The sequence below is a fragment of the Pseudomonas fluorescens genome, assembly GCF_005938625.1.
Taxonomy (GTDB): domain Bacteria; phylum Pseudomonadota; class Gammaproteobacteria; order Pseudomonadales; family Pseudomonadaceae; genus Aquipseudomonas; species Aquipseudomonas fluorescens_BD.
Window position 1 is genome coordinate 191,621 of record NZ_VCNJ01000040.1, and the last position, 24,429, is coordinate 216,049.

The following is a 24,429-nucleotide window of genomic DNA, read 5'->3' on the forward strand; positions in this document are numbered from 1 at the left end:
AGGCTCGCTCTCACATTGGAATGCATTTCCCTGTGGGAGCGAGCTTGCTCGCGAATGTCGCGACTCGGTTTACAGCTCTACAACAACCGCCTGAGCAGCACGGGTCGCCTTGGCACGAGCAGCCTCGATCGACTCATCCCGCGCCAGCGCCACGCCCATGCGACGCTGACCATTCACCTCTGGCTTACCAAACAGACGCAACGCCGTGTCCGGCTCGCTCAACGCAGCTCCCAGATTGGCGAACGCTGTCTGCGTCGACTGCCCTTCCACCAGAATCACCGCCGAGGCCGATGGCCCGAACTGACGAATCAGCGGCACCGGCAGGCCCAGAATCGCGCGGGCGTGCAGAGCGAACTGCGACAGATCCTGCGAAATCAAGGTCACCAGGCCGGTGTCATGCGGACGTGGCGAGACTTCGCTGAACCACACCTGATCACCTTTGATGAACAGCTCAACGCCGAACAGACCACGGCCGCCCAGCGCTTCAGTCACCGCTTTGGCAACGCGCTCGGACTCAGCCAGGGCAATCGGGCTCATGGCTTGCGGCTGCCACGACTCCTGGTAGTCGCCCTTCTCCTGACGGTGGCCGACTGGCGCACAGAACGTGGTACCGCCGATGTGGCGCACGGTCAGCAGGGTGATTTCGTAGTCGAAATCGATGAAGCCTTCGATGATCACCCGACCTTTGCCGGCGCGACCGCCCTCTTGCGCGTAATCCCAGGCTTTCTGCACGTCATCAGCGCTGCGCAGCAGGCTCTGGCCTTTGCCCGACGAGCTCATTACCGGTTTGACGACGCATGGGAAGCCCAGGTCTTCAACGGCTTTGCTGTAGTCCTCGAAGGTGTCGGCAAAGTGGTACGGCGAGGTCGGCAGGTCCAGCTCTTCAGCGGCCAGACGACGGATGCCTTCACGGTTCATGGTCAATTGCGCAGCGCGAGCGGTCGGGATCACGGTGAAGCCTTCGGCTTCCAGTTCGACCAGGGTGGCGGTGGCGATGGCTTCGATTTCCGGCACGATGAAGTGCGGCTTCTCGGCTTCGATCACTGCGCGCAGGGCGGCGCCGTCGAGCATGTTGATCACGTGGCTGCGATGGGCGACTTGCATGGCCGGCGCGTTGGCGTAGCGGTCAACAGCGATCACTTCAACGCCCAGGCGCTGCAGCTCGATCACCACTTCCTTGCCCAACTCACCACAGCCACACAGCAATACGCGGGTCGCGGTTGGCGACAATGGAGTTCCGATACGGGTCATCTCAGGTCCTCAAAGAAGCGGATCATCGAGGAAAGCAACGCCAGACGCGCTTTCCATGGGGAGAAAGCGCGGCATTTTACATGAACCCGAGGATTTGGCTTCAGCCGGCGACGGCCTGTTTGCGATCACGCCAGGCCATGATCAGCCAGACGGCCGTCACGCCAGCAAACTTGGAGGCCAACGCGGTGATGATCACCGGCGGCGTCAGCAGGTCGATCATGCCGAAGAAGATGAAGGTATCGAGGGGAATACTCAGCGCCGAGCTGATCCACAAGCGGTCGCGCAACGGTCGCTTGGTGATGCTGAACACCAGCCAGTCGATGCACTCGGAGACCGCGAACGCCGTGGCGCTGGCCAGTGCGATGGAAGGATCTGACGTAACGTAAGACAGTACCAGCGCCGCCAGCATCGCCACGATCGCACCGTGGCCGAAGCGGGTTTGCACCATATCGCGCAGCACGAAGACCAGGCCGCCCCAGGCCGACCAGATGATGTCCAGGTGTGGCGCGGTGGAGAAGGCGAAGTTGATCAGCACAACGCTGCTGATGTAGGCGATGAGGAAAATCATGGGGGCGACCTGGCAGATTGGCGCACAGGTTACTTGACCAGTAGATCAAGAGCCACCCCCTCACCCCAGCCATCTCCCCCGCGGGGGCGAGGGGGAAAGGGAGCAGATCTTCGTTGAATCGACTCCCGAGTTCGACTCGATAACGCAGATCGGTGCAGCTCGAACAATCCCTCTCCTTCAGGCGAGGGGAAAGGAGCCGATCGGGGGCTTTGCAAAACCTGAGTTCGACTCAATCGTTCAGGTCGGCGTATAGCGTAAGACACCTCGGTCAGTCCCCTCTCCCTCTGGGAGAGGGCTAGGGTTGAGGGCACTCTCAAGCCGATCACGATTTCGAAGGGATCATCCACACCAACCCACTCGCCTTCGCCCGCTCATGACACAACCCCAGCACCACGCGGCGCTCGTCATTGGTCATGCGGCCCCAGCGCGTGATCTCCTCGACCGTACGCTGGCAGCCAGTGCAGATGTCGTCTTCATCCAGCGCACAAATATTCACGCAGGGCGAGGCGACGGGTCTTTCGGGGGTATTCATTCTTCTTGCTCAACCAGATCACGCGCATAACGCTGCGAGTTATGCACATAGTGAGCGGCGCTGGCCTCAAGCATTTTTTTCTGCGACTCGGTCAGCTCACGCACGACCTTGCCCGGCGAGCCCATCACCAGCGAACCATCGGGAATTTCCTTGCCCTCGCCGATCAGCGAGTTGGCGCCGATGATGCAGTTCTTGCCGATCTTCGCGCCGTTGAGAATCACTGCATTAATGCCGATCAGGCTGTAATCGCCAACGGTGCAGCCATGCAGCATCGCGTTGTGGCCGATGGTCACGCCGGTGCCGATGGTCAGCGGATAGCCCATGTCGGTGTGCATCACGGTGCCGTCCTGCACGTTGCTGTTCTTGCCGATCAGGATCAGTTCATTGTCACCGCGTAGCACGGCGTTGAACCAGACATTAGCGCCCTCTTCCAGTTTGACCTTGCCCACCAGCACGGCATTGGGGGCGACCCAGCTCTGTGGATGGGTCTCGACACGGGCGTCGCCCAAGCGGTATTTCATCTTGTTTCCCTCAGGGCTCACGGTGTGATGGCCATTCGAGCGATGGCTTAGGTATCAATAAAGCTTTTCGGTGGTTGATGCAGACTGATCTTGGCGTCATAGAGCAGATTGATCAACTCGACGATCATGATCGCGGTCAGGCCCCAGATCTTGTATTCACCATATCGATAACTCGGCACATACCAACTGCGGCCCTGATAGTCGATACGGTGAGTGTGTTCACGAGGGTCTTTGCGGAAGAATTCCAGCGGCACGCTGAAGACGGCGGCGATCTCGGCATCGTTGGCGCGGTATTCGACGAAGTCAGGGATGACGCCGACATACGGCGTGACCTTGATGCCGTGCAGGGAAATCAGTGGGCTGAGCGGGCCGATGACTTCGACCAGTCCGGGCGGCAGACCGATTTCTTCCTCGGCTTCACGCAGCGCGGTAAAGATCAGGTCCGGGTCTTCCGGATCGCGGCGACCACCGGGGAAGGCGACTTCGCCGCCGTGGGTCGAGAGCCCGCTGGCACGCAAGGTCAGCACCAGTTCCGGCTCGTCACTGCGGGTGATCGGCACCAGAACGGCGGCCTCAGGGAAACGTGTGTCGGTTTCCAGCGTGCGCGGAGTGTGGTTGCTTACCCTATGCAGTAGCTCGTCCAGCATGAGTGTTCTCGATCAGTGCCTTACCCTGCATCATGCACCAATCATTGCGAGCGCCCAAGCCCCCGAAACCCGTCGTGTCGCGAAACGACAACTTGCCGACCGACACCGCTGCACGCCAAGATAGGCGCAGCATTCAGGAAGCCCAGCATGAAATTTTGCAGCCACTGCGGTAACCCGGTCACCCAGCGCATTCCCGAAGGCGATTCGCGGCTGCGATTTGTCTGCGACAGCTGTCAGACCATTCACTATCAGAACCCCAATATTGTCGCCGGCTGTGTGCCGACGTGGGGCAGCAAAGTGTTGCTGTGTCGCCGCGCCATCGAGCCGCGCCTCGGTTACTGGACCTTGCCCGCCGGTTTCATGGAGAACGGCGAGACCATTGAGCAGGCCGCCGTGCGCGAGACTGCCGAAGAAGCCTGCGCCCGGGTGCGCAACCTGAGCATCTACACATTGATCGACGTGCCGCACATCAGTCAGGTGCATGTGTTCTTCCGCGCTGAGCTGGTCGATCTGGACTTTGCCGCCGGCCCCGAGAGCCTCGAAGTACAACTATTCGACGAAGCCGACATTCCCTGGGACGAGCTGGCTTTCCGCACAGTGGGGCGTACCTTAGAATGCTTCTTCGCTGATCGGCGTGTTGAGGTGTATCCGGTTCGTTCGGAATCGATTCCGCCGCTTGCTCAGCCTGCCATTACTTGATTTCTTCGCCGGCCAGCCGATAACCCGAGCACGTCTGCACAACACCTATAAATCATGTATCTGCGTCATTCCTGGGGAATCGTTTCAATGCGCTGGTTGCTTGCCCTGTTTTGCCTGTCGGTCGTTACCGTCTCCCAAGCGTCATTCGTGACCACTGTGACGCCGTCGAATACGCCTCTTATCGAAAAAGTTCTGGTGCTTAAGTCGGCTCATCAACTGCAGTTGATCGCCGACGGCAAGCCGCTGAAGACCTATCGCATTTCCTTGGGCAAGGGCGCGAAAAAAGGCCCGAAACTGATTGAAGGCGACAAACGCACACCGGAAGGTTTCTATTGGATCGACTGGCGCAAGACCAGCGACAAATTCAACCTGTCGATGCACATCTCCTACCCGAACATCAGCGATTCCGCCCGCGCCCGTCGCGAAGGCGTCGAACCCGGCGGCATGATCATGATCCACGGCACGCCGGATTCGGAAGAAACCCCGGAAGATCTGTTCCACACCCTGGACTGGACTGATGGCTGCGTCGCCATGCGCAACGTTGATATGCGCGAAGTGTGGAATCTGGTGCCGGACGGCACGATGGTCGAAATCCGCCCTTAATCCCTGACCACTGGTCACCTGCAAAAAAATAAATCAAAAGATCGTAGCCTGCGGCAGCGCCTACAAGGGTGATACCACTCTCAACTATAGGAGCTGCCGCAGGCTGCGATCTTTTGTTTTTTACAGCCCACCTTTAATACCACTTCAAACCACCCCCTCTAAACCCCGCCATTTCATTGGATTAACCGCCCATTGCCTGCGTTGACATGGTATTCAAGTGGTATTAATTTCCGCCCCACAAGCGAGCCACAACAATCCTATACTCGCGACGGAAATGCCCTACATGAACGACCTCCATGCCCTACGTCCCGATGACTCCCAGCCGACACCGCTGTACTTGCAATTGGCACGTAATCTGGAAGCGGCGATCCATGCCGGGCAGTGGAAGTCCGAGCAGGCGATGCCCTCGGAACGCAACCTCAGCGAGCAACTGGGCATTTCCCGAGTCACCGCGCGCAAAGCACTGGAAGTCCTCCTCGATCAAGGCCTGATCCGTCGCCTGCAAGGTTCCGGCACTTTCATCACCCCACGCCTCGAACAGCCGTTGTCGCGCCTCTCGGGTTTCAGCGAAATGCTCCGCCTCAAGGGCTTTGTACCCAGCTCGCAATGGCTGGAACGCGAAATCACCCTGCCGACCCACGAAGAACTGATCCGCCTCAGCCTGTCGCCGAACGACAAGGTCGCGCGCATGAAGCGTCTGCGCAAAGCCGATGACACGGTGATGGCCATCGAGATGAGCACCCTGCCCGCCTCGATCATGCCGAAACCGCAACGGGTCGGCGATTCGCTCTACGAATACCTCGACGGCATCGGCAAACCGATCGTCCGCGCCTTGCAACACATCCAGGCAATCAACGCCTCGGACGAATTTGCCGCGCTGGTCGGCATCGCCCCCGGCACCGCCATGCTGCTGATGACCCGGGTCGGCTATCTGGAAGACAACACGCCGATCGAAGTCACCGACACCTATTGCCGCAACGACTACTACGACTTTGTTGCAGAGCTTCGCCGCTGATCAGCAGCAAGCCAAACGAGAGAAGCGAAATGTCCGAAGACAACATCCTCACCGCCAGCGGCTGGGTTCGCGGCCGGCTGATTCACGAACACGGTAAAGTCGTGTCGATCGAAGGCGTGCCTTGCGACCCGGCGAGTAACGATCTTCCGTATCTGCTGCCGGGCTTCATCGATTTGCACGTCCACGGCGGCGGCGGCAAAGACATCATGGAAGGCGCCAGCGCTTTCGAAACCATCACCAGAACCCACGTGCGTTTCGGCACCACCTCGCTGCTGGCCACCACCATGACCGCGCCGAGTGCCGAGATTTCTAGGGTTTTGAAGGAAGTCGGAGAGTTCTGCGAACAGCGTCCGAAAGGCGCCGCACGGGTCCTCGGCGTACACCTCGAAGGCCCGTACATCAATCCCGGCAAACTCGGCGCACAACCGAATTTCGCCCACACCGCATTGATGGCCGAAGTCGAAGAATACCTGGCACTGGCGCCGATTCGAGTGATCACCATCGCTCCGGAAATCGCCGGTCACGACGCGTTGATTCGCGAACTGAGCAGCCGTGGCGTACGCATGCAGATCGGCCACACCCTCGGCAGCTACGAAGAAGGCGTTGCCGCACTGGATGCCGGCGCGACCAGCTTCACCCACCTCTACAACGCCATGAGCCCGCTGCATCACCGTGAACCGGGGATCGTTGGCGCCGCACTGGCCCACGCCAAATTCGCCGAGCTGATTCCGGATTTGTTGCATGTGCACCCCGGCGCGATCCGCGTGGCTCTGCGCTCGATCCCGTGCCTGTATTGCGTCACCGATTCGACCGCTGCCGCCGGCATGCCCGACGGTGAATACAAGCTCGGTAGCCACACCGTGACCAAATGCCTGGGCGGCGTACGCCTGCCTGACGGCACTTTGGCCGGCAGCACGCTGACCATGGATCAGGCCCTGCGCAATCTGGTGAAGATCGGTTTGCCGATCGCCGAAGCCTCGCAGCGTCTGTCGCAATTTCCCGCCGATTATCTCGGCATCAACGAACGCGGGCGCCTTGCACCTGGTGCCTGGGCCGACTGCGTGCGGCTGGATCGCTCACTCACACTGACCGCTGTCATGGTCGAAGGAGAAGACATTGACTTCAAAAATGCTTGAGGAGGCGCTGTCCTCCTTCGAGGCCGTGCAAGCCCAACTGCAACAGCTCGACCCGGCAATGATCGAGATCGCCGGACGCCTGCGCCGTCAGCCACCGCAAGTGGCGATGACCGTCGCACGCGGCAGCTCCGACCACGCGGCGAGCTACTTCGCTTACCTGACCATGCAGCAATTGGGCGTACCGGTGGCGTCGTTGCCGATGTCGGTGGTGACCATGCAGCAGGCGCCGTTGAAGGTCAGCGGTCAGGTGGCGTTCGCGTTCTCGCAGTCGGGACAGAGCCCGGATCTGGTCAACAGCCTGCGTCTGTTGCGCAAGCGTGGCGCGCTGAGCGTGTCAATGGTCAACGCCGCCGATTCGCCACTGGAAGCCGCGTGCGAATTCAGCCTGCCGCTACTCGCCGGCACTGAAAGCAGCGTCGCCGCGACCAAGAGTTTTATCGCCACTCTCAGCGCCAGCGCTCGTTTGATCGCGCACTGGAAAGAAGACAGCGAATTGCTCGAAGCCGGTAACGCCCTGCCTGAAGGTCTGCGTGAAGCGGCAAAACAGGACTGGAGCGTGGCCATCGAAGCGTTGCGCGATTGCGAGCGTTTGATGGTCATCGGCCGTGGCGCCGGTTTTGCCATCGCCCAGGAAGCGGCGCTGAAATTCAAGGAAACCTCGGCGATTCAGGCCGAAGCATTCAGCAGCGCCGAAGTGCGTCACGGCCCGATGGCGCTCATCGATGAACACTATCCATTGTTGGTGTTCGCACCGCGCGGCGCCGAGCAGGCTGGCTTGTTGAGCCTCGCGGCAGAAATGCGTCAACGCGGCGCCCGCGTGCTGCTGGCCGCGCCGGATGATGTGAGCGAGCGCGACCTGACCCTGACCCGCGCCGAGCACCCGGCCCTCGATCCGATTCTGGCAATTCAGAGTTTCTACGTGATGGCCGCCGGTTTGGCCGTGGCCCGAGGCATGGACCCGGATCAGCCGCGTCACCTGAGCAAAGTGACCCGCACGCACTAACAACTGCTGATTGATGCAGACCCCTGAAGGAGCTGCCGAAGGCTGCGATCTTTTGATTTTGATTCACAGAAAAACAAGATCAAAAGATCGCAGCCTGCGGCAGCTCCTACAGAGGACATCGAACCGAGATTTAACCGATGAGACCGAGCCATGCACAACAACAATAAAGAGCTGACCCTCAGCGCCCCGCTCAGCGGCCCGGTGCTCACGCTCGCCAAAGTCCCGGACGCGGTGTTCGCCAGCGGCGCGATGGGCGACGGCATCGCCATCGACCCGATCAACGACACGCTGTACTCGCCGTGCGCCGGGGTGATCATTCACGTCGCGCGCACCGGCCACGCTCTCACCGTACGTGCCGACAACGGCGCGGAAATCCTCCTGCACCTGGGCCTCGACACCGTTGAGTTGAACGGCGAAGGCTTCTCGATGCTGGTCAAGGATGGCACGCGTGTCAGCAAGGGCCAGCCGTTGTTGCGCTATGACCTGGACAAGGTCGGCCAGCAATGCAAAAGCCTCGTCAGCTTGTTGATCCTGACCAACAGCCAGGATTTTCAGGTGCGTCCGATCACGCTCAAAGCGGTGAAAGTTGGCGAACCGTTACTGCACATTGTTGCGCGCAACAGTTCGGCGGCGAATGTTGCAGACGTGGGTGGGCCTGATGTTCATGGCCATGTTCTGGTGGCGCATCGCGGCGGCTTGCATGCGCGCCCTGCGGCGCTGATTCGGCAGACCGCGCAAGGTTTCAAAAGCCAGTCGCAACTGCACTTCGCCGGCAAATCGGCGCCGTGCAACAGCCTGATCGGTCTGATGGGGCTGGCGGTTGGCGAGCAGGATGAAGTGCAGGTCAGCTGTCAGGGGCCGGATGCCGAAGCGGCGCTGCAAGCGTTGCTCACGGCGTTGGCCACGGCGCTGCCGGATGATCATCACGCTGCTGCACCGATCCATGTTGCGCCTCTTAAACGTCCGGCCGAAGCAGGTGTGTTGCACGGTGTCTGCGCCGCACCGGGATTGGTCGGCGGGCCGCTGTTTCGCTTGAGCGTGATCAGTTTGCCGGCGGATGCCGGTAATCACGATCCGATGCAACAGCAGTCGGTTCTCGACGCTGCGCTAACTCGGGTACGCAACGAAATCGACGGCACCCTCGCCCAAGCGAAAAAACACAAGAATGCCGATGAAGAAGCAATCTTCGCCGCGCATTTGGCACTGCTGGAAGATCCGGCACTGCTCGATGCTGCACAGCAATCCATCGAACAAGGCACTGCAGCGACTCACGCCTGGAGCCAGTCGATCGATGTGCAGTGCGAAGTCCTGCAGCACACCGGCAGCGCACTGTTGGCGGAACGCGCCAACGATCTGCGCGACCTTAAACAACGCGTGTTGCGTGCGTTGCTCGGTGAGGCGTGGAATTACGACGTGCCGGCCGGCGCCATCGTCGCCGCACATGAATTGACGCCGTCGGATCTGCTGCAACTCAGCGCGCAAGGTGTCGCCGGGTTGTGCATGGCCGAGGGGGGCGCGACTTCGCACGTGGCGATCCTGGCGCGGGGTAAAGGTTTGCCATGCATGGTGGCGCTGGGTTCGGCGCTGCTTGATCAGCCGCAAGGTCAATCGGTGGTGCTCGATGCCGATGGCGGTCGTCTGGAACTGACGCCCAACGCTGAACGTCTGGCTGAAGTTCAGCAGGCGCAAATCGAACGCCAGCAACGTCGCGATGCTCAACAAGCCAAAGCTCACCTGCCTGCCGAAACGCGAAATGGCGTGCACATCGAAGTCGTCGCCAATGTCGCCTCCAGCAGTGAAGCGGCGGACGCCTTTGCCAATGGCGCCGATGGTGTAGGCCTCTTGCGCACCGAGTTTTTGTTCGTCGACCGCCAGACCGCGCCGGACGTCGAGGAACAGCGCAGCGCCTATCAAGCCGTGATCGATGCAATGGGCGATCACCCAGTAATCATCCGCACCATCGATGTCGGCGGCGACAAGCAACTCGACTATCTGCCGCTACCCATCGAAGCCAACCCGGTGCTCGGCCTGCGCGGCATTCGTCTGGCTCAGGCCCGCCCGGAAATTCTCGATCAACAATTGCGCGCGCTGCTGCAAGTCAGCCCGCTGCGCCGCTGCCGAATCCTGCTGCCGATGGTCACCGAAGTGGATGAGCTGCTGCACATTCGCCAACGCGTCGACGCCCTGTGCCTGGAGATGAACATCGCGCAGCGCCCGGAAATCGGCGTGATGATCGAAGTCCCCGCCGCCGCGCTGCAAGCCGAGCAACTCGCCGAACACGCCGACTTCCTCTCGATCGGCACCAACGATTTGTCGCAATACACCCTGGCCATGGACCGCGACCACGCCGGTCTGGCCGCCCGCGTCGACGCCCTGCACCCAGCGCTGTTGCGCCTGATCGCCATGACCTGCGAAGGCGCGGCGGTGCACAAGCGTTGGGTCGGCGTCTGCGGCGCACTCGCCTCCGATCCGCTGGCGACGCCGGTGTTGATCGGTCTGGGCGTTACCGAATTGTCGGTCAGCCCGGTGCAGATCGGTGAAATCAAGGATCGCGTGCGCCAGGTGCACGAAGCCGAATGCCAGCGCCTCAGCCGCGACCTGCTCAAGTTGAGCAGCGCCGCCGCCGTGCGCCACGCCTGTCATCAACATTGGCCTCTGCGCTAACAAAAACAACAAGGACAAACGCCATGTACCAACTCTTCATCGAAGGCCTGCAACGCCTCGGCCGCGCGCTGATGCTACCGATTGCGATCCTGCCGATTGCCGGTCTGCTGCTGCGTCTGGGTGACACTGACCTGCTGAACATCGCAATCATCCATGACGCCGGACAGGTGATCTTCGCCAACCTGGCAATGATCTTCGCCATCGGCATCGCCGTCGGTTTCGCCAAGGACAACAACGGCACCGCTGGCTTGGCCGGGGTGATCGGTTATCTGGTGATGATCTCCACGCTCAAGGTGCTCGATGCGAGCATCAACATGGGCATGCTCGCCGGTATCGTCAGCGGCCTGATGGCCGGCGCGCTGTACAACCGCTTCAAGGACATCAAGTTGCCGGAGTACCTGGCGTTCTTCGGCGGCCGGCGGTTCGTGCCGATTGTCACCGGGTTCGCGGCGGTGGGTCTGGGCGTGGTGTTCGGCTATATCTGGCCGCCGATCCAGCACGGCATCAACAGCTTCGGCGCGTTGATGATGGAAAGCGGCAGCATTGGCGCGTTCGTGTTTGGCGTGTTCAACCGCCTGCTGATCGTCACCGGCCTGCACCACATCCTCAACAACATGGCGTGGTTCGTCTTCGGCAATTTCACCGATCCAACCACAGGCGCATTGGTGACGGGCGATCTGTCGCGCTACTTCGCTGGCGATCCGAAGGGCGGCCAGTTCATGACCGGCATGTTCCCGATGATGATCTTCGGCCTGCCGGCGGCGTGTCTGGCGATGTATCGCAATGCCCTGCCGGAACGCCGCAAGGTGATGGGCGGGATCTTTCTGTCGATGGCGCTGACTTCGTTTCTGACCGGGGTGACCGAGCCGATTGAATTCGCCTTCATGTTTTTGGCACCGTTGTTGTATCTGCTGCATGCGCTACTGACTGGATTGTCGATGGCGATTACCAACGCGCTGAACATTCACCTCGGCTTCACCTTCTCCGGCGGTTTCATCGACATGGTGCTGGGTTGGGGGCGTTCTACCAATGGCTGGTTGGTGATCCCGGTCGGGCTGGCGTATGCCGTGGTGTATTACGCGGTGTTTGATTTCTGTATTCGTCGTTTCAATTTGAAGACGCCGGGGCGTGAGGACGTCGCTGTCAGTGAAAAAGCCGTGTTGACTGAGAACGAGCGCGCCAGTGCCTACATCAAGGCGTTGGGCGGAGCAGAGAACTTGCTCACCGTCGGTGCCTGCACCACGCGGTTGCGACTGGAGATGGTTGATCGCAACAAGGCTTCGGATGCGGATCTGAAAGCGTTGGGTGCGATGGCGGTAGTGCGACCGGGTAAAGGTGGGAGTTTGCAGGTTGTGGTCGGGCCGATGGCAGACAGCATTGCCGATGAGATTCGTCTGGCGATGCCTGCATTGGGGCGTGCTGTTTTGGTTGAAACCGCTGTTGTTGATGAGCCGAAAGTTATGGCCGTTGCCGGTTCCGAGGCGCAGCAATGGCTGAACGCGTTGGGCGGTGGCGACAATGTGCTGCAACTGGATTGCATTGCGATGACGCGGATTCGCCTGCAATTGGCGGATGGCAAGGCGTTGTCCGAGGCGCAGTTGAAGGATCTGGGTTGTCACGGTGTCAGCCAGTTGGATGGCGGGGTCTGGCATTTGCTGGTGGGGGATAAGGCGGCGAGTTTGAGTGGGGCGTTGGAAGCGCTGGTCAACCACAGCGAGGTCAGCGCCAAAGTCTGACCCCACACATCACCCCTGTAGGAGCTGCCGCAGGCTGCGATCTTTTGATTTTGCTTTTTTACAATCATAAGCAAGAGCAAAAGATAGCAGCCTCGTTTCACTCGACAGCTCCTACAGGGAAGCTATCTATCCGAAGAATCAGGTCGGCTTTCAGGCCGTCATCGCTGGCAAGCCAGGCTCCCACAGGTTCTTCACTGTTCTCAAAATTGTGCACAACCTTGCGGGAGCCAGCCTGCTGGCGATGAACGATGACGCGGTCGTCAGGTTTGTGGATCGACTCGAACCAGTGCGCGGTTTACTGCGAGTTCGGCGAGCATGATGATTTGCTGGATGGCTAGTGCCGTGCTGCGTTGCAAGCCGCCGAGTTCGGTTGCGAAGTTGCTGGCCATAGCGTTTGCTGAGGCCAACGATTCACAGGCGTGGGCGAGCAGGCTTTCGGTGTCGACGCTGGAGTGGACGAGGAACATGGTGCTGGGTTTCGGGGTTTGGCGGGTTCGGGGCTGAGGTAGAAATCGAGGGCGCGTTTGATGGCTTCGCGGGTTTTTGCCAAGTCTTCGGCGCGGATGGCGGCTTCGAGTGGGGTGGTGGTTTCGGGGGGTGGATCTGGTATTAGCTTGTCCAAAATTCAACTCCTGCTACTGCAAGTGTGGATGCCATCGTTCGCCGGATCTCACGCGGCGAAGAGGTGGCAGCTATGTGCAGGGTGAGATCCACCGGAGCAGGCAACCGGCCAGACCGAAGTCTGCCCGCACACAGCCGCCATAACACAGGCAGTAGATTGAGCTGGCGCCAATTATCGTAGTGTTGGCGCTAGTTGCAAGCTTTCCGGGGATCTCACGCCCGGTCGCTGAATTGGCAGCGACAGGCAAAGACTAGAGAGCGGGCGTCCGACGGACAACCTGAAAACCTTGTGGGAAGGTTCGGCGAATCCGACACAGATTTAAACAGATCCAATTTCCTTGGAGACTGGACTGTCCCTATCGCCAGCAGGGCTAGCTCCCGCAGTTGGATTGGGTGCATTCAGACAGAGATTGGTCTGCTGGCAGGCCGCCATCGCTGGCAAGCCAGGCTCCCACAGGGATTGTGGTGCATCTGCGGGTGATTGGTTGCTGTGAGGTTGTTATCGCGAGCAGGCTCACTCCACATTTGGATTGAGTACACCTGAAAGACACAGGTCGGCTGTCAGGCCGCCTTCGCGAGCAAGCTCGCTCCCACAGAAAAGCAACAGTAAACCCCGCCCGCTCTTTACCACTCAATAGGTCGAGTGTCAGCTCGCCTGCTCTTGATCTTGATCCACAGGCCCCGTCGGCAGGCTGAGTGGAGGGATTTATCCGGGGGTGGGAGCGCAGCGACCGTTTGGCGCAGCCAAATGCATCGAGAGGAGGTGCAGCGAAGCAAACCGTAGGCGATGCGCCCGGATGAATTCCGGAGCGAAGGAACCCCGAGCTTTAGCGAGTGGGCCGAACGTTGGGGCAAGCCTTTTGGGTTACCTTTTCGGCGTTTGGAAAAGGTGACCCGCCGTAAGGGCGGAACCCTAAGCAGCCGTTACCACAGCAACGGATATGTACCCGGTCAGCCAGAACATCGTTGCCTGATCCGGCGCCTTCGCGAGCAAGCTCGCTCCCACATTGGAACCCCATCACCCGGAAAATCGTAAGCAACAAAAAACCCGCAGACGATCTCTCATCTGCGGGTTTCTTGTAATAAGCGGCTATCAGAAATCTTCCAGCCGCCACACCTCATAAGCCGGCGTCTCGTAGGGATGACTAAGTTTCAACGCCGCCACCACAGCAACGATCAACTCATCCGCCACCACAAGCTCAACCTTCCACTCCTCAACCCGCTCAACCTGCCCCGCCTCGCCAATGAACGGCTGACTCCCGTCCAAAGGTCGAAACTGGCCCAGACCAAGCACCTGCCAGGCACAGTGGTCATAGTCACCGATCCGCCCACCACCGGCAGCGAACACAGCCCCTTTGACCACCTCGACATGACTGTCAGGAACAAAAAACGCCAGCTTGTACACAGGCCTTAGTTAACCCAAACGCGTGCATTACGGAACATACGCATCCAAGGTGCGTCCTCGTTCCAGTCTTCCGAACGCCACGAGTTCTGCACGGCACGGAACACTCGCTCCGGGTGCGGCATCATGATCGTCACACGGCCATCACGGCTGGTGAGACCGGTAATCCCGCGCGGCGAACCGTTCGGGTTGGCCGGATAACGCTCAGTGACCTTGCCATGGTTGTCGACGAAACGCATCGCCACGCAACCGGACAGATCGGCTTCCAGCAGTGCCTCTTCGCTGGAGAACTCGGCGTGACCTTCACCGTGAGCGATGGCGATCGGCATACGCGAACCGGCCATGCCCTGCAGGAAGATCGAGTTCGATTCCTGGATCTGCACCATCGCCACGCGCGCTTCGAACTGCTCGGAGCGGTTGCGCACGAAGTGCGGCCAGAACTCGCTGCCCGGGATCAGCTCGTGCAGGTTGGACATCATCTGGCAACCGTTGCACACGCCGAGGGTGAAGCTGTCGTTACGCTCGAAGAAACCCTGGAACGCATCGCGGGCACGGCTGTTGAACAGTGCCGACTTGGCCCAGCCTTCACCGGCGCCGAGAACGTCGCCGTAGGAGAAACCACCGCACGCCACCAGACCTTTGAACTCGTTCAGGTCGACACGGCCAGCGAGAATGTCGCTCATGTGCACGTCGATCGCGTTGAAACCGGCGCGGTCGAACGCGGCAGCCATTTCCACCTGACCGTTGACGCCCTGCTCACGCAGCACGGCAACCTGAGGGCGGATGCCTTTCTTGATGTAAGGTGCGGCGATGTCCTGGTTGACGTCGTAGCTGAGCTTGACGCTCAGGCCCGGGTTGTCTTCTTCCAGCAGCACGTCGAACTCTTGCTCGGCGCAGTCGGCGTTGTCGCGCAGACGCTGGATCTGGTAGCTGGTTTCAGCCCAGGTACGTTGCAGCAGACGACGCTGGCCTTCGAACACGGTGTCACCGTTGAAGGTGATGTTGATCTGGCCATTGTTGATCGGCTGACCGATCACCGACACGCAGTCGCCCAGACCGGCGGCGCTGAATTGCGCGAGGATGTCTGGCGTGGCGTCCTGACGAACCTGAATCACTGCACCCAGTTCTTCGTTGAACAGGATGGCGGCGATGTCGGCGGTGGTTTCTGCCAGACCGTCGAGGTTCAGGCTCAGACCGCAGTGGCCGGCGAAAGCCATTTCCACCACGGAAGTCAGCAGACCACCGTCGGAACGGTCGTGGTACGCCAGCAGGTGACCGTCGGCGTTGAGGCCCTGAATCACCGCGAAGAAGGCTTTCAGGTCTTCAGCGTCATCGACGTCCGGTGCGTGTTTGCCGAGCTTGCCGTGTGTCTGCGCAAGGATCGAAGCACCCATGCGGTTCTGACCGCGACCGAGGTCGATCAGGATCAGGTCGGTGGTGCCCTTGTCCATGCGCAGTTCCGGGGTCAGGGTCTGACGGATGTCAGCCACTGGCGCGAAACCGGTCACGATCAGCGACATCGGCGAGGTCACGGTTTTTTCTTCGCCGTTATCGCTCCAACGGGTGGCCATGGACATCGAGTCCTTGCCCACCGGAATGGTGATACCCAGCTCAGGGCACAGTTCCATACCGACCGCTTTCACGGTGTCGTACAGACGCGCGTCTTCGCCCGGGTGGCCGGCAGCGGACATCCAGTTCGCCGACAGTTTGATGTCGGAGATCTTGTTGATGCGCGACGCGGCGATGTTGGTCAGCGTTTCGCCGATGGCCATGCGGCCCGACGCCGGAGCGTCCAGCAGAGCCAGCGGAGTGCGCTCGCCCATTGCCATCGCTTCACCGGTGTAAACGTCGAAGCTGGTGGCGGTGACGGCAACGTCGGCCACCGGAACCTGCCACGGGCCGACCATTTGGTCACGGGCCACGAGGCCGGTGATGGTGCGGTCGCCGATGGTGATCAGGAAGCTTTTGCTCGCCACAGCCGGGTGATGCAGAACGCGTTCGATGGATTCGCTGATGTCGAGGTTCGACGGATCGAAGTCATCGCCCAGCTCGGCTTCACGAACCACCGAACGGTGCATGCGTGGAGCCTTGCCCAGCAACACTTCCAGTGGCATGTCCACCGGGTTGTTGCCGAAATGGCTGTCGGTCACGGTCAGTTGCGGCTCGGCGGTGGCTTCACCGACAACAGCAAACGGGCAACGCTCACGTTCGCAGATGGCCTGGAAGCGCTCGAAGTCTTCCGGGCCGACCGCCAGCACGTAACGTTCCTGGGATTCGTTGGACCAGATTTCGTGCGGGGCCATGCCCGGCTCGTCGTTTGGAATGTTGCGCAGTTCGAAACGGCCACCGCGGTCGCCGTCGTTGACCAGTTCCGGGAAGGCGTTGGACAGACCACCCGCGCCCACGTCGTGGATGAAGCTGATCGGGTTCTTGTCACCCAGTTGCCAGCAACGGTCGATGACTTCCTGGCAACGACGTTCCATTTCAGGGTTTTCACGCTGCACGGAAGCGAAGTCGAGATCCGCCGAGCTGGTGCCGGTGGCCATCGAGGAAGCGGCGCCGCCACCCAGACCGATCAACATCGCCGGGCCGCCGAGGACGATCAGCTTGGAGCCGACCACGATCTCGCCTTTCTTGACGTGTTCTTCACGGATGTTGCCCATGCCGCCAGCGAGCATGATCGGCTTGTGGTAACCACGAACTTCGTCACCGTGCGGGGTGGTGATCGATTGTTCGAAGGTACGGAAGTAGCCGGTCAGGGCCGGACGGCCGAATTCGTTGTTAAACGCGGCGCCGCCGAGCGGGCCTTCGATCATGATGTCCAGCGCGGTGACGATGCGTTCAGGCTTGCCGTACGGCACTTCCCACGGCTGTTCGAAGCCGGGGATCTGCAGGTTGGAAACGGTGAAACCGGTCAGGCCAGCCTTTGGCTTGGCGCCACGGCCGGTTGCACCTTCGTCACGGATCTCGCCGCCGGAACCGGTCGATGCGCCCGGGAACGGAGCGATCGCCGTCGGGTGGTTGTGGGTTTCAACCTTCATCAGGATGTGCACCGGCTCCTGCACCGCACCGTACTGGCGGGTTTCAGGGTTCGGGAAGAAACGGCCGGCGACGTTGCCGACGATCACCGAGGCGTTGTCCTTATAAGCCGACAGAACGCCTTCGCTGTGCATCACGTAGGTGTTCTTGATCATGCCGAACAGGCTTTTTTCCTGGTTCTCACCATCAATATCCCAACTGGCGTTGAAGATCTTGTGGCGGCAGTGTTCGGAGTTGGCCTGGGCGAACATCATCAGTTCGATGTCGTGCGGGTTGCGCTTCAAGCCATTGAAGGCGTCGACCAGATAGTCGATCTCGTCTTCGGCCAAGGCGAGGCCAAGCTCGGTGTTGGCTTTTTCCAGCGCAGCGCGACCGCCACCGAGGATGTCGATGGCCGTCAGCGGCTTCGGCTCGGCGTGGCTGAACAGACCGGCGGCGTGTTCGAGGTTGGCCAGCACGATCTGGGTCATGCGGTCATGCAGCACGTCGGCAATCTGCTGCGCTTCGGCTTCGCTGAACTGACCGGCGACGTAGAAGGCGATACCGCGCTCCAGACGCTGGATCTTGCTCAGGCCGCAGTTGCGGGCGATGTCGCTGGCCTTGCTCGACCATGGCGAGATGGTGCCGAAACGCGGCAACACCAGAAACAGACGACCGGTCGGCTCTTGTACCGGAACGCTTGGGCCGTACTTCAGAAGGCGCGCTAGCACCTGCTGTTCGTCGCCGGTCAGGACGCCGGTGACTTCGGCGAAGTGAGCGAATTCAGCATACAGGCCACTGACAGCTGGAACCTTCTGGCTCAGTTGCTCAAGGAGTTTGCTGTGGCGAAAGGCAGAAAGGGCAGGAGCGCCGCGCAGGATCAACATCTTCGGGACAGCCTCGGGAAGGGGTGTGCTTTGAGGCCGTGCATTCTAGCCTAAACCGCCCTCAACATCACCCGAAACGCTACGCACGGTTGCACTCGGGTATCAATCTGTGTTTCCGACTTCAGAGTCAGGTAAATCAGCTATTCAGAGGCCGCTTATTTTTACTGTAACAAAAAGCCGTAAAGGCCCGTTTCTGCGGGGTTTAGCTCGGTTTTGTGATCGCTAGCAGACTCGCCCTGCACTGTCGAGATATGGCGCCCGTGGCCGTTTGCGTATACTGCGCAGATGTTTTTCCCAACGGCTTTGCGTCCGCGGTACGCCAAATGGCTGATCGCAACCGGACTCTTCCTGATGCTCGGTGGCTGTGTTGATAAACCCAACACACTCGAGCGCGTAAAGGAGGATGGTGTGCTGCGGGTGATTACCCGTAACAGCCCCGCCACCTACTTTCAGGATCGCAGCGGTGAAACCGGCTTCGAATACGAGCTGGTGAAGCGCTTCGCCGACGATTTGGGTGTCGAGCTGAAGATCGAGACCGCCGACAACCTCGATGACCTGTTCGATCAGATCGGCAAGCCGAACGGCCCGGTGCTGGCCGCCGCCGGTCTGGTCAGCAGCGATCAGCGCAAGCAGCAGGTGCGTTTCTCGCACTCCTACCTTGAAGTCACCCCGCAGATCATCTATCGCAATGGCCAGTCGCGGCCGACCGAGCCCGGTGATCTGGTCGGCAAAAAGATCATGGTGCTTAAAGGCAGCACCCACGCCGAGCAATTGGCCGAGCTGAAAAAGAAATTCCCCGGTATTGAATACGAAGAGTCCGACGCGGTTGAAGTGGTCGATCTGCTGCGCATGGTCGATGAAGGCCAGATTGACCTGACCCTGGTCGATTCCAACGAAGTGGCGATGAATCAGGTGTACTTCACCAACATTCGCGTGGCCTTCGACCTCGGCGATGCGCGCAGTCAGAGCTGGGCAGTTGGCCCGGGCGAAGACAACAGCCTGCTCAACGAAATCAACGCGTATCTCGACAAGGTGCAGAAGAACGGCACCCTGCAACGCTTGAAGGATCGCTACTACGGCCACGTCGATGTGCTTGGCTATATGGGTGCCACGACCTTCGCCCAGCACTTGCAGCAGCGCCTGCCGAAATATGAACAGCACTTCAAGAATTACGCGAAGAAAGAGAAAGTCGACTGGCGCCTGCTGGCTGCAATCGGCTACCAGGAATCGTTGTGGCAACCGACCGTCACCTCGAAAACCGGTGTGCGCGGGCTGATGATGCTGACCCAGAACACCGCGCAGGCGATGGGCGTGTCCAACCGCCTCGACCCCAAGCAGAGCATCATGGGTGGCGCCAAGTACCTGGCTTATATGAAGGATCAGCTCGACGATTCGATCAAGGAACCGGATCGCACCTGGTTCGCCCTGGCGGCGTACAACGTCGGCAGCGGTCACCTCGATGACGCGCGCAAACTGACGGCCAAGGAAGGATTGAACCCGGACAAGTGGCTGGACGTGAAGAAGATTTTGCCGCGCCTGTCGCAGAAGCAGTGGTACAGCAAGACGCGTTATGGCTACGCCCGTGGCGGCGAACCGGTGCATTTTGTGGCGAACATTCGTCGTTACTACGACATTTTGACCTGGGTGACGCAGCCACAGCTTGAGGGCGATCAGGTGGCCGAGGGCAACTTGCATGTGCCGGGCATCGACAAATCAAAACCCGCGCAAGAGCCTGCCCCGCTCTAAGCAACACCCCATAAACAAATGTGGGAGCGAGCTTGCTCGCGAATGCAGTGAGCCAGTCAACAAATATGTCGGCTGACACTCCGCCTTCGCGAGCAAGCTCGCTCCCACAGGGGTTATGCGTTGACCTTTAGCCTTTCAACGCGGCCGCCAGAATCAGCGCCTTCATCTCGGAAACAGCAGACTTGAATCCCACGAACAACGCATGCGCCACCAGCGCATGGCCGATGTTCAGTTCGTTGATACCCTTGATGGCCGCGACGGCTTCAACGTTGTGGTAATGCAAGCCGTGACCCGCGTTAACGATCAGGCCTTGGGCCAAACCAAACGCCACACCGTCCGCGACACGCTTGAGTTCTTCAGCCACTTCGGTCGGGGTTTCGGCATCGGCATAACGCCCGGTGTGCAGCTCGATGGCTGGGGCGCCAACACGCTTCGACGCAGCAATCTGGCGCTCGTCGGCATCGATGAACAGCGACACTTCGCTGCCGATCTTCGACAGACGCTCAACCGCAGCCTTGATGCGCTCTTCCTGCCCTGCCACATCCAGACCGCCTTCAGTGGTCAGCTCCTGACGGGTTTCCGGGACCAGGCAAATGTGCGCCGGACGGATGCGCTCGGCGAACGCCATCATTTCTTCAGTGACGCCCATTTCGAAGTTCATGCGGGTTTGCAGCACATCCTTGAGCAGCAGAACGTCGCGCTCCTGAATGTGCCGACGGTCTTCGCGCAGGTGCACGGTGATGCCGTCGGCACCCGCCTCTTCCGCGTCCAGCGCAGCCTTGACCGGGTCCGGGTAGCGCGTGCCACGGGCCTGACGCAGGGTGGCGACGTGGTCGATGTTCACGCCAAGAAGAATGCGATTGCTGGTGGTCACGGATGCGCTCCTGAATTGAGATATTCGGCGCACAGCATATCAGGGCTTGCGAAACAGCTCGCGACTGACGAGAGGTCGACCGCCCAAGTGAACGGCCAGTGCCTGACGCATCAGGCGCTTGGCCGCGGACAGCGCACCGGGCGCGGTCCAGTCGGCTTCGGCCATGGCCAGTAATTCGACGCCGTTGAACAGGCCCGGTTGCAGCAGGAAGACTCGCTCCAGACCGGCATCCACTTGCAGACGATAGAGACCGTCCGGCGCGACGGGTTCGCCATGGACATCAGTGTTCAACGAAAAGCCGTAACCAAGATCATCCAGTAGCCGCCATTCGAAGGAGCGCAGCAACGGCTCCAGCGGACGGCCTTCGGCCAATGCCAGCAAGGTCGCGGCGTAGTGATCGAAGACGCCCGGATGCGGATCTTCGGCAGGCAGCAAGCGAATCAGCAGTTCATTGAGGTAGAGACCACTGAACAGCGCCTCGCCATTGAGCCACGCCGAAGTGCCAGAGCTCTCCATGCGTCCGACGTTCTTTAACTCACCCTTGCCGCGAAATTCGACTTCCAGCGCCACAAACGGTCGCGCCAATGTCCCGGCCTTGCCCCGCGCACTGCGCAACACCGCCCGCAGCCGCCCTTGCGGCGTGAGGAAGTCGACCAACGCGCTGGTTTCGCGGTAGGCGCGGGAGTGCAGGACGTAGGCGGGTTGGGCGGGAGGCGGGCTTGAAGACATGGAGCTCTCATTGATAAAAACGCGGTTTTATATTCACCCCAAAACCAATGTGGGAGCGAGCTTGCTCGCGAATGCAGGGTGTCAGTCAACAAATATGTCGCCTGGCACTATGCCTTCGCGAGCAAGCTCGCTCCCACAGGTTTCTTCGGTGTTGCGACAACCGCGTATTTACAGGTCGCCGTAACCCAGCGAACGCAATGCACGCTCGTCGTCAGACCAGCCGCCCTTCACCTTGACCCACAGGTTAAGCATGATCTTGGAGTCGAACAGCAGCTCCATGTCCTTGCGCGCTTCGGTGCCGATGCGCTTGATACGCTCGCCCTTGTCGCCAATGATGATCTTCTTCTGGCCGTCACGTTCAACGAGGATCAAAGCGTGGATGTGCAGGGTCTTGCCCTGCTGCTTGAACTCTTCGATTTCGACGGTGATCTGGTACGGCAGCTCGGCGCCCATCTGGCGCATGATTTTCTCGCGTACCAGTTCCGCGGCGAGGAAACGGCTGCTGCGGTCGGTGATCTGGTCTTCCGGGAAGAAGTGATCGTTCTCCGGCAGATGATCGGCGATAACCTTTTCCAGCGCTTCGAGGTTGTGCCCGTGCTGTGCGGAAATCGGAATGATCTGCGCGTTCGGCAGTTGTTCCTGCAACCAGCTGAGGTGCGGCATCAGCTCGGCTTTGTCTTCGATGCGGTCGGTCTTGTTCAGCGCGACGATCAGCGGGCCGGTCACGTACTGCACGCGCTCGAGAACCATCTGGTCTTCGTCGGTCCACTTGGTGCGGTCGACCACGAAGATCACCACGTCGACGTCTTTCAACGCCGCCGAAGCGGTTTTGTTCATGTAACGGTTCAGGGCCTTTTCGCCACCCTTGTGCATGCCGGGGGTGTCGACGTAGATCGCCTGCACGTCACCTTCGGTTTTGATCCCGAGCATGTTGTGGCGGGTGGTCTGCGGCTTGCGCGAGGTGATCGCGAGCTTCTGGCCAAGAATGTGGTTCAGCAGCGTCGACTTACCGACGTTGGGACGGCCGACGATGGCAACATAGCCACAGCGAGTTGCGTTTGTATCAGTCATTGCCATTCTCCACGCCCAGGGCAATCAGTGCTGCGGCGGCCGCTACCTGTTCGGCAATACGACGACTCACACCCTGACCTCGGCTTTTTTCATTCAGTAAGACAACTTCGCACTCGACGAAGAAGGTTCGGCAGTGCGGCTCGCCCTGGATATCGACCACTTCATAGCGTGGCAGATCGCAACCGCGCGATTGCAGGTGTTCCTGCAAGCGGGTCTTCGGATCCTTGTTGGTGTCGACCAGGGTCAGACCCTCGAACTCGCCCGCCAGCCAGGCCAGTACGCGCTCACGCGCCATGTCCATGCCAGCATCGAGGTAGATCGCGCCGATCAAGGCTTCGAGGGCGTCAGCCAGAATCGATTCACGGCGGAAACCGCCGCTTTTCAACTCACCGGAACCCAGTCGCAGGTAATCGCCAAGGTCAAAACCGCGCGCCAGTACGGCCAGCGTCTCACCTTTTACCAAACGTGCGCGCAAACGCGACAACTGGCCTTCGCGGGCCAGCGGGAAGCGATCGAACAGTGCCTCGCCAGCGACGAAGTTGAGGATGGCATCGCCGAGGAATTCCAGGCGTTCGTTGTTGCGCCCGGCAAAACTGCGGTGCGTCAGGGCCAGCAGCATCAGCTCCTGATCCTTGAAGGTGTAACCGAGCTGGCGCTCGAGACGGCTTAGAGAAACGCTCACGGTTTACCCACGCTGAGTTCGTGGCTGGATTCCACTGCCATCGCCGGGATGCGGCGCAGGCCTGGGACAATTAACGCTGTGTTCAAAAATTAAATCCTGGCGATTGCGAAGCCGATTGTGCCGGCTCCAGAAATGCATTCGGCGCTGTGGTCAACAGCGCCGTGTGTGATTACTTGATCAGGCCAACCCGCGAGAAATTCGGCAGGTGACTGAGTTTCGGTTCCGGCCAGCTCATCCAGACCGCGAAGGCCTTGCCGACGATATTCTGGTCGGGAACCATGCCCAGCAGGTCCTTGGGAATGTTCGGATCATCCCAATAGCGACTGTCATTCGAGTTGTCGCGGTTGTCGCCCATCATGAAGTAGTGCCCCGCAGGCACTGTCCACGAGCGGTCCGGCGTGGCGCGGTAGCGGCTCATTTCCTTGCGGATCAGATGCTCGGCGGCACCCAGTTTCTCTTTGTACAGTTCGGCGCTGCCCAGCGTGCCCGGCTCGGCGCCGACCATCTGCTCGGCAATCGACTCGCCATTCACAAACAGACGCTTGTCGGCGGTGTAACGCACCGTGTCACCCGGCAGACCGACCACACGCTTGATGTAGTTGACGTTCGGATCGCTCGGATAGCGGAACACCATTACATCGCCGCGCTGCGGATCACCGACCTCGATGATTTTCTTGTCGATCACCGGCAGGCGGATCCCGTAAGAAAACTTGTTCACCAGAATGAAGTCGCCGACGTCCAGGGTTGGTTTCATCGAGCCCGAAGGAATCTGGAACGGCTCCACGAGGAACGAACGCAGCACCAGCACGATGAACAACACCGGGAAGAACGACTTGCCGTATTCGACCAGCAGCGGTTCTTTGTTCAGTTTTTCAACGACCACCCCGTCAGGCTGGCTGACACTGCCTTGATAAGAGGCAATGGCAGCACGCCGACGCGGTGCCAGGATCAACAGATCAAGCAACGCCAACAGGCCGCAGACGAACACGGCGATGACCAGCAACAGCGGGAAATTTAGTGACAT

The 24,429-nt window shown here is 60.1% G+C and carries 20 protein-coding genes and 1 pseudogene; 8 read left to right on the forward strand and 13 right to left on the reverse strand.

Features of this window, described 5'->3' with window-relative positions:
- Positions 1-69 precede the first annotated feature (69 nt).
- From purT to FGA82_RS23180, 5 genes are all read right to left on the reverse strand, one after another.
- On the reverse strand, positions 70-1,251 hold the full coding sequence (gene purT, locus FGA82_RS23160) for a formate-dependent phosphoribosylglycinamide formyltransferase (RefSeq protein ID WP_102900595.1): 1,182 nt from the start codon (positions 1,249-1,251) through the stop codon (positions 70-72).
- Between the two features lie 100 nt (positions 1,252-1,351).
- Positions 1,352-1,819 carry a preQ0 transporter gene (locus tag FGA82_RS23165; protein ID WP_126360484.1) on the reverse strand — a complete coding sequence of 156 codons (468 nt, stop codon included), beginning with the start codon at positions 1,817-1,819 and terminating at the stop codon, positions 1,352-1,354.
- A 322-nt stretch (positions 1,820-2,141) separates the two neighbouring features.
- Entirely contained in the window at positions 2,142-2,351 is a 210-nt protein-coding gene (locus tag FGA82_RS23170; protein WP_141128882.1) for a DUF1289 domain-containing protein, read from the reverse strand.
- A complete protein-coding gene (locus FGA82_RS23175) occupies positions 2,348-2,872 on the reverse strand; it encodes a gamma carbonic anhydrase family protein (protein WP_141128883.1) in 525 nt (174 codons plus the stop codon). The genes FGA82_RS23170 and FGA82_RS23175 overlap by 4 nt, the downstream gene beginning before the upstream one ends.
- A 47-nt stretch (positions 2,873-2,919) precedes the next feature.
- On the reverse strand, positions 2,920-3,519 hold the full coding sequence (locus FGA82_RS23180; protein ID WP_141128884.1) for a CoA pyrophosphatase: 600 nt from the start codon (positions 3,517-3,519) through the stop codon (positions 2,920-2,922).
- A gap of 147 nt (positions 3,520-3,666) precedes the next feature.
- Here FGA82_RS23180 and FGA82_RS23185 point away from each other — a divergent pair, with 147 nt between their 5' ends.
- The 7 genes from FGA82_RS23185 (at position 3,667) to nagE (ending at position 12,375) form a co-directional block, all read left to right on the forward strand.
- The gene (locus tag FGA82_RS23185) at positions 3,667-4,218 is read left to right on the forward strand and encodes an NUDIX hydrolase (RefSeq protein ID WP_141128885.1); all 552 of its coding nucleotides are present in this window, start codon (positions 3,667-3,669) and stop codon (positions 4,216-4,218) included.
- An 87-nt stretch (positions 4,219-4,305) separates the two neighbouring features.
- A complete protein-coding gene (locus tag FGA82_RS23190) occupies positions 4,306-4,821 on the forward strand; it encodes a L,D-transpeptidase family protein (RefSeq protein ID WP_141128886.1) in 516 nt (171 codons plus the stop codon).
- A gap of 283 nt (positions 4,822-5,104) precedes the next feature.
- The gene (locus FGA82_RS23195; protein WP_141128887.1) at positions 5,105-5,836 is read left to right on the forward strand and encodes a GntR family transcriptional regulator; all 732 of its coding nucleotides are present in this window, start codon (positions 5,105-5,107) and stop codon (positions 5,834-5,836) included.
- Positions 5,837-5,865: 29 nt separating this feature from the next.
- Positions 5,866-6,972, forward strand: coding sequence for an N-acetylglucosamine-6-phosphate deacetylase (nagA, locus tag FGA82_RS23200; protein ID WP_141128888.1), 1,107 nt, complete (start codon positions 5,866-5,868; stop codon positions 6,970-6,972).
- A complete protein-coding gene (locus FGA82_RS23205; RefSeq protein WP_141128889.1) occupies positions 6,953-7,975 on the forward strand; it encodes an SIS domain-containing protein in 1,023 nt (340 codons plus the stop codon). The genes nagA and FGA82_RS23205 overlap by 20 nt, the downstream gene beginning before the upstream one ends.
- 150 nt (positions 7,976-8,125) lie before the next feature.
- The gene (ptsP, locus tag FGA82_RS23210) at positions 8,126-10,639 is read left to right on the forward strand and encodes a phosphoenolpyruvate--protein phosphotransferase (RefSeq protein ID WP_141128890.1); all 2,514 of its coding nucleotides are present in this window, start codon (positions 8,126-8,128) and stop codon (positions 10,637-10,639) included.
- A gap of 23 nt (positions 10,640-10,662) precedes the next feature.
- Positions 10,663-12,375 carry an N-acetylglucosamine-specific PTS transporter subunit IIBC gene (gene nagE / locus FGA82_RS23215; protein ID WP_141128891.1) on the forward strand — a complete coding sequence of 571 codons (1,713 nt, stop codon included), beginning with the start codon at positions 10,663-10,665 and terminating at the stop codon, positions 12,373-12,375.
- A 260-nt stretch (positions 12,376-12,635) separates the two neighbouring features.
- On the opposite strand, the pseudogene FGA82_RS23220 reads toward nagE, so the two are convergent.
- From FGA82_RS23220 to purL, 3 genes and pseudogenes are all read right to left on the reverse strand, one after another.
- Positions 12,636-12,997: pseudogene (locus tag FGA82_RS23220) on the reverse strand (DUF6124 family protein).
- Between the two features lie 1,092 nt (positions 12,998-14,089).
- Positions 14,090-14,401 carry a Nif3-like dinuclear metal center hexameric protein gene (locus FGA82_RS23225; protein WP_042607740.1) on the reverse strand — a complete coding sequence of 104 codons (312 nt, stop codon included), beginning with the start codon at positions 14,399-14,401 and terminating at the stop codon, positions 14,090-14,092.
- Positions 14,402-14,406: 5 nt separating this feature from the next.
- Entirely contained in the window at positions 14,407-18,303 is a 3,897-nt protein-coding gene (purL, locus tag FGA82_RS23230; RefSeq protein WP_141128892.1) for a phosphoribosylformylglycinamidine synthase, read from the reverse strand.
- A 285-nt stretch (positions 18,304-18,588) separates the two neighbouring features.
- Here purL and mltF point away from each other — a divergent pair, with 285 nt between their 5' ends.
- Positions 18,589-20,049 (forward strand): membrane-bound lytic murein transglycosylase MltF, encoded by a 1,461-nt coding sequence (mltF, locus tag FGA82_RS23235; protein WP_141128893.1) that lies wholly within the window; start codon positions 18,589-18,591, stop codon positions 20,047-20,049.
- 127 nt (positions 20,050-20,176) lie between these two features.
- On the opposite strand, the gene pdxJ is transcribed toward mltF, so the two are convergent.
- From pdxJ to lepB, 5 genes are all read right to left on the reverse strand, one after another.
- Positions 20,177-20,923, reverse strand: coding sequence for a pyridoxine 5'-phosphate synthase (gene pdxJ / locus FGA82_RS23240; protein WP_047292711.1), 747 nt, complete (start codon positions 20,921-20,923; stop codon positions 20,177-20,179).
- 39 nt (positions 20,924-20,962) lie between these two features.
- Positions 20,963-21,652 carry a DNA repair protein RecO gene (gene recO, locus FGA82_RS23245; RefSeq protein WP_141128894.1) on the reverse strand — a complete coding sequence of 230 codons (690 nt, stop codon included), beginning with the start codon at positions 21,650-21,652 and terminating at the stop codon, positions 20,963-20,965.
- 168 nt (positions 21,653-21,820) lie between these two features.
- Entirely contained in the window at positions 21,821-22,723 is a 903-nt protein-coding gene (gene era / locus FGA82_RS23255) for a GTPase Era (protein ID WP_016771562.1), read from the reverse strand.
- Entirely contained in the window at positions 22,716-23,405 is a 690-nt protein-coding gene (gene rnc, locus FGA82_RS23260) for a ribonuclease III (protein ID WP_016986099.1), read from the reverse strand. Before rnc ends, era begins: the two co-directional genes overlap by 8 nt.
- A 169-nt stretch (positions 23,406-23,574) precedes the next feature.
- On the reverse strand, positions 23,575-24,429 hold the full coding sequence (gene lepB, locus FGA82_RS23265; protein WP_007909027.1) for a signal peptidase I: 855 nt from the start codon (positions 24,427-24,429) through the stop codon (positions 23,575-23,577).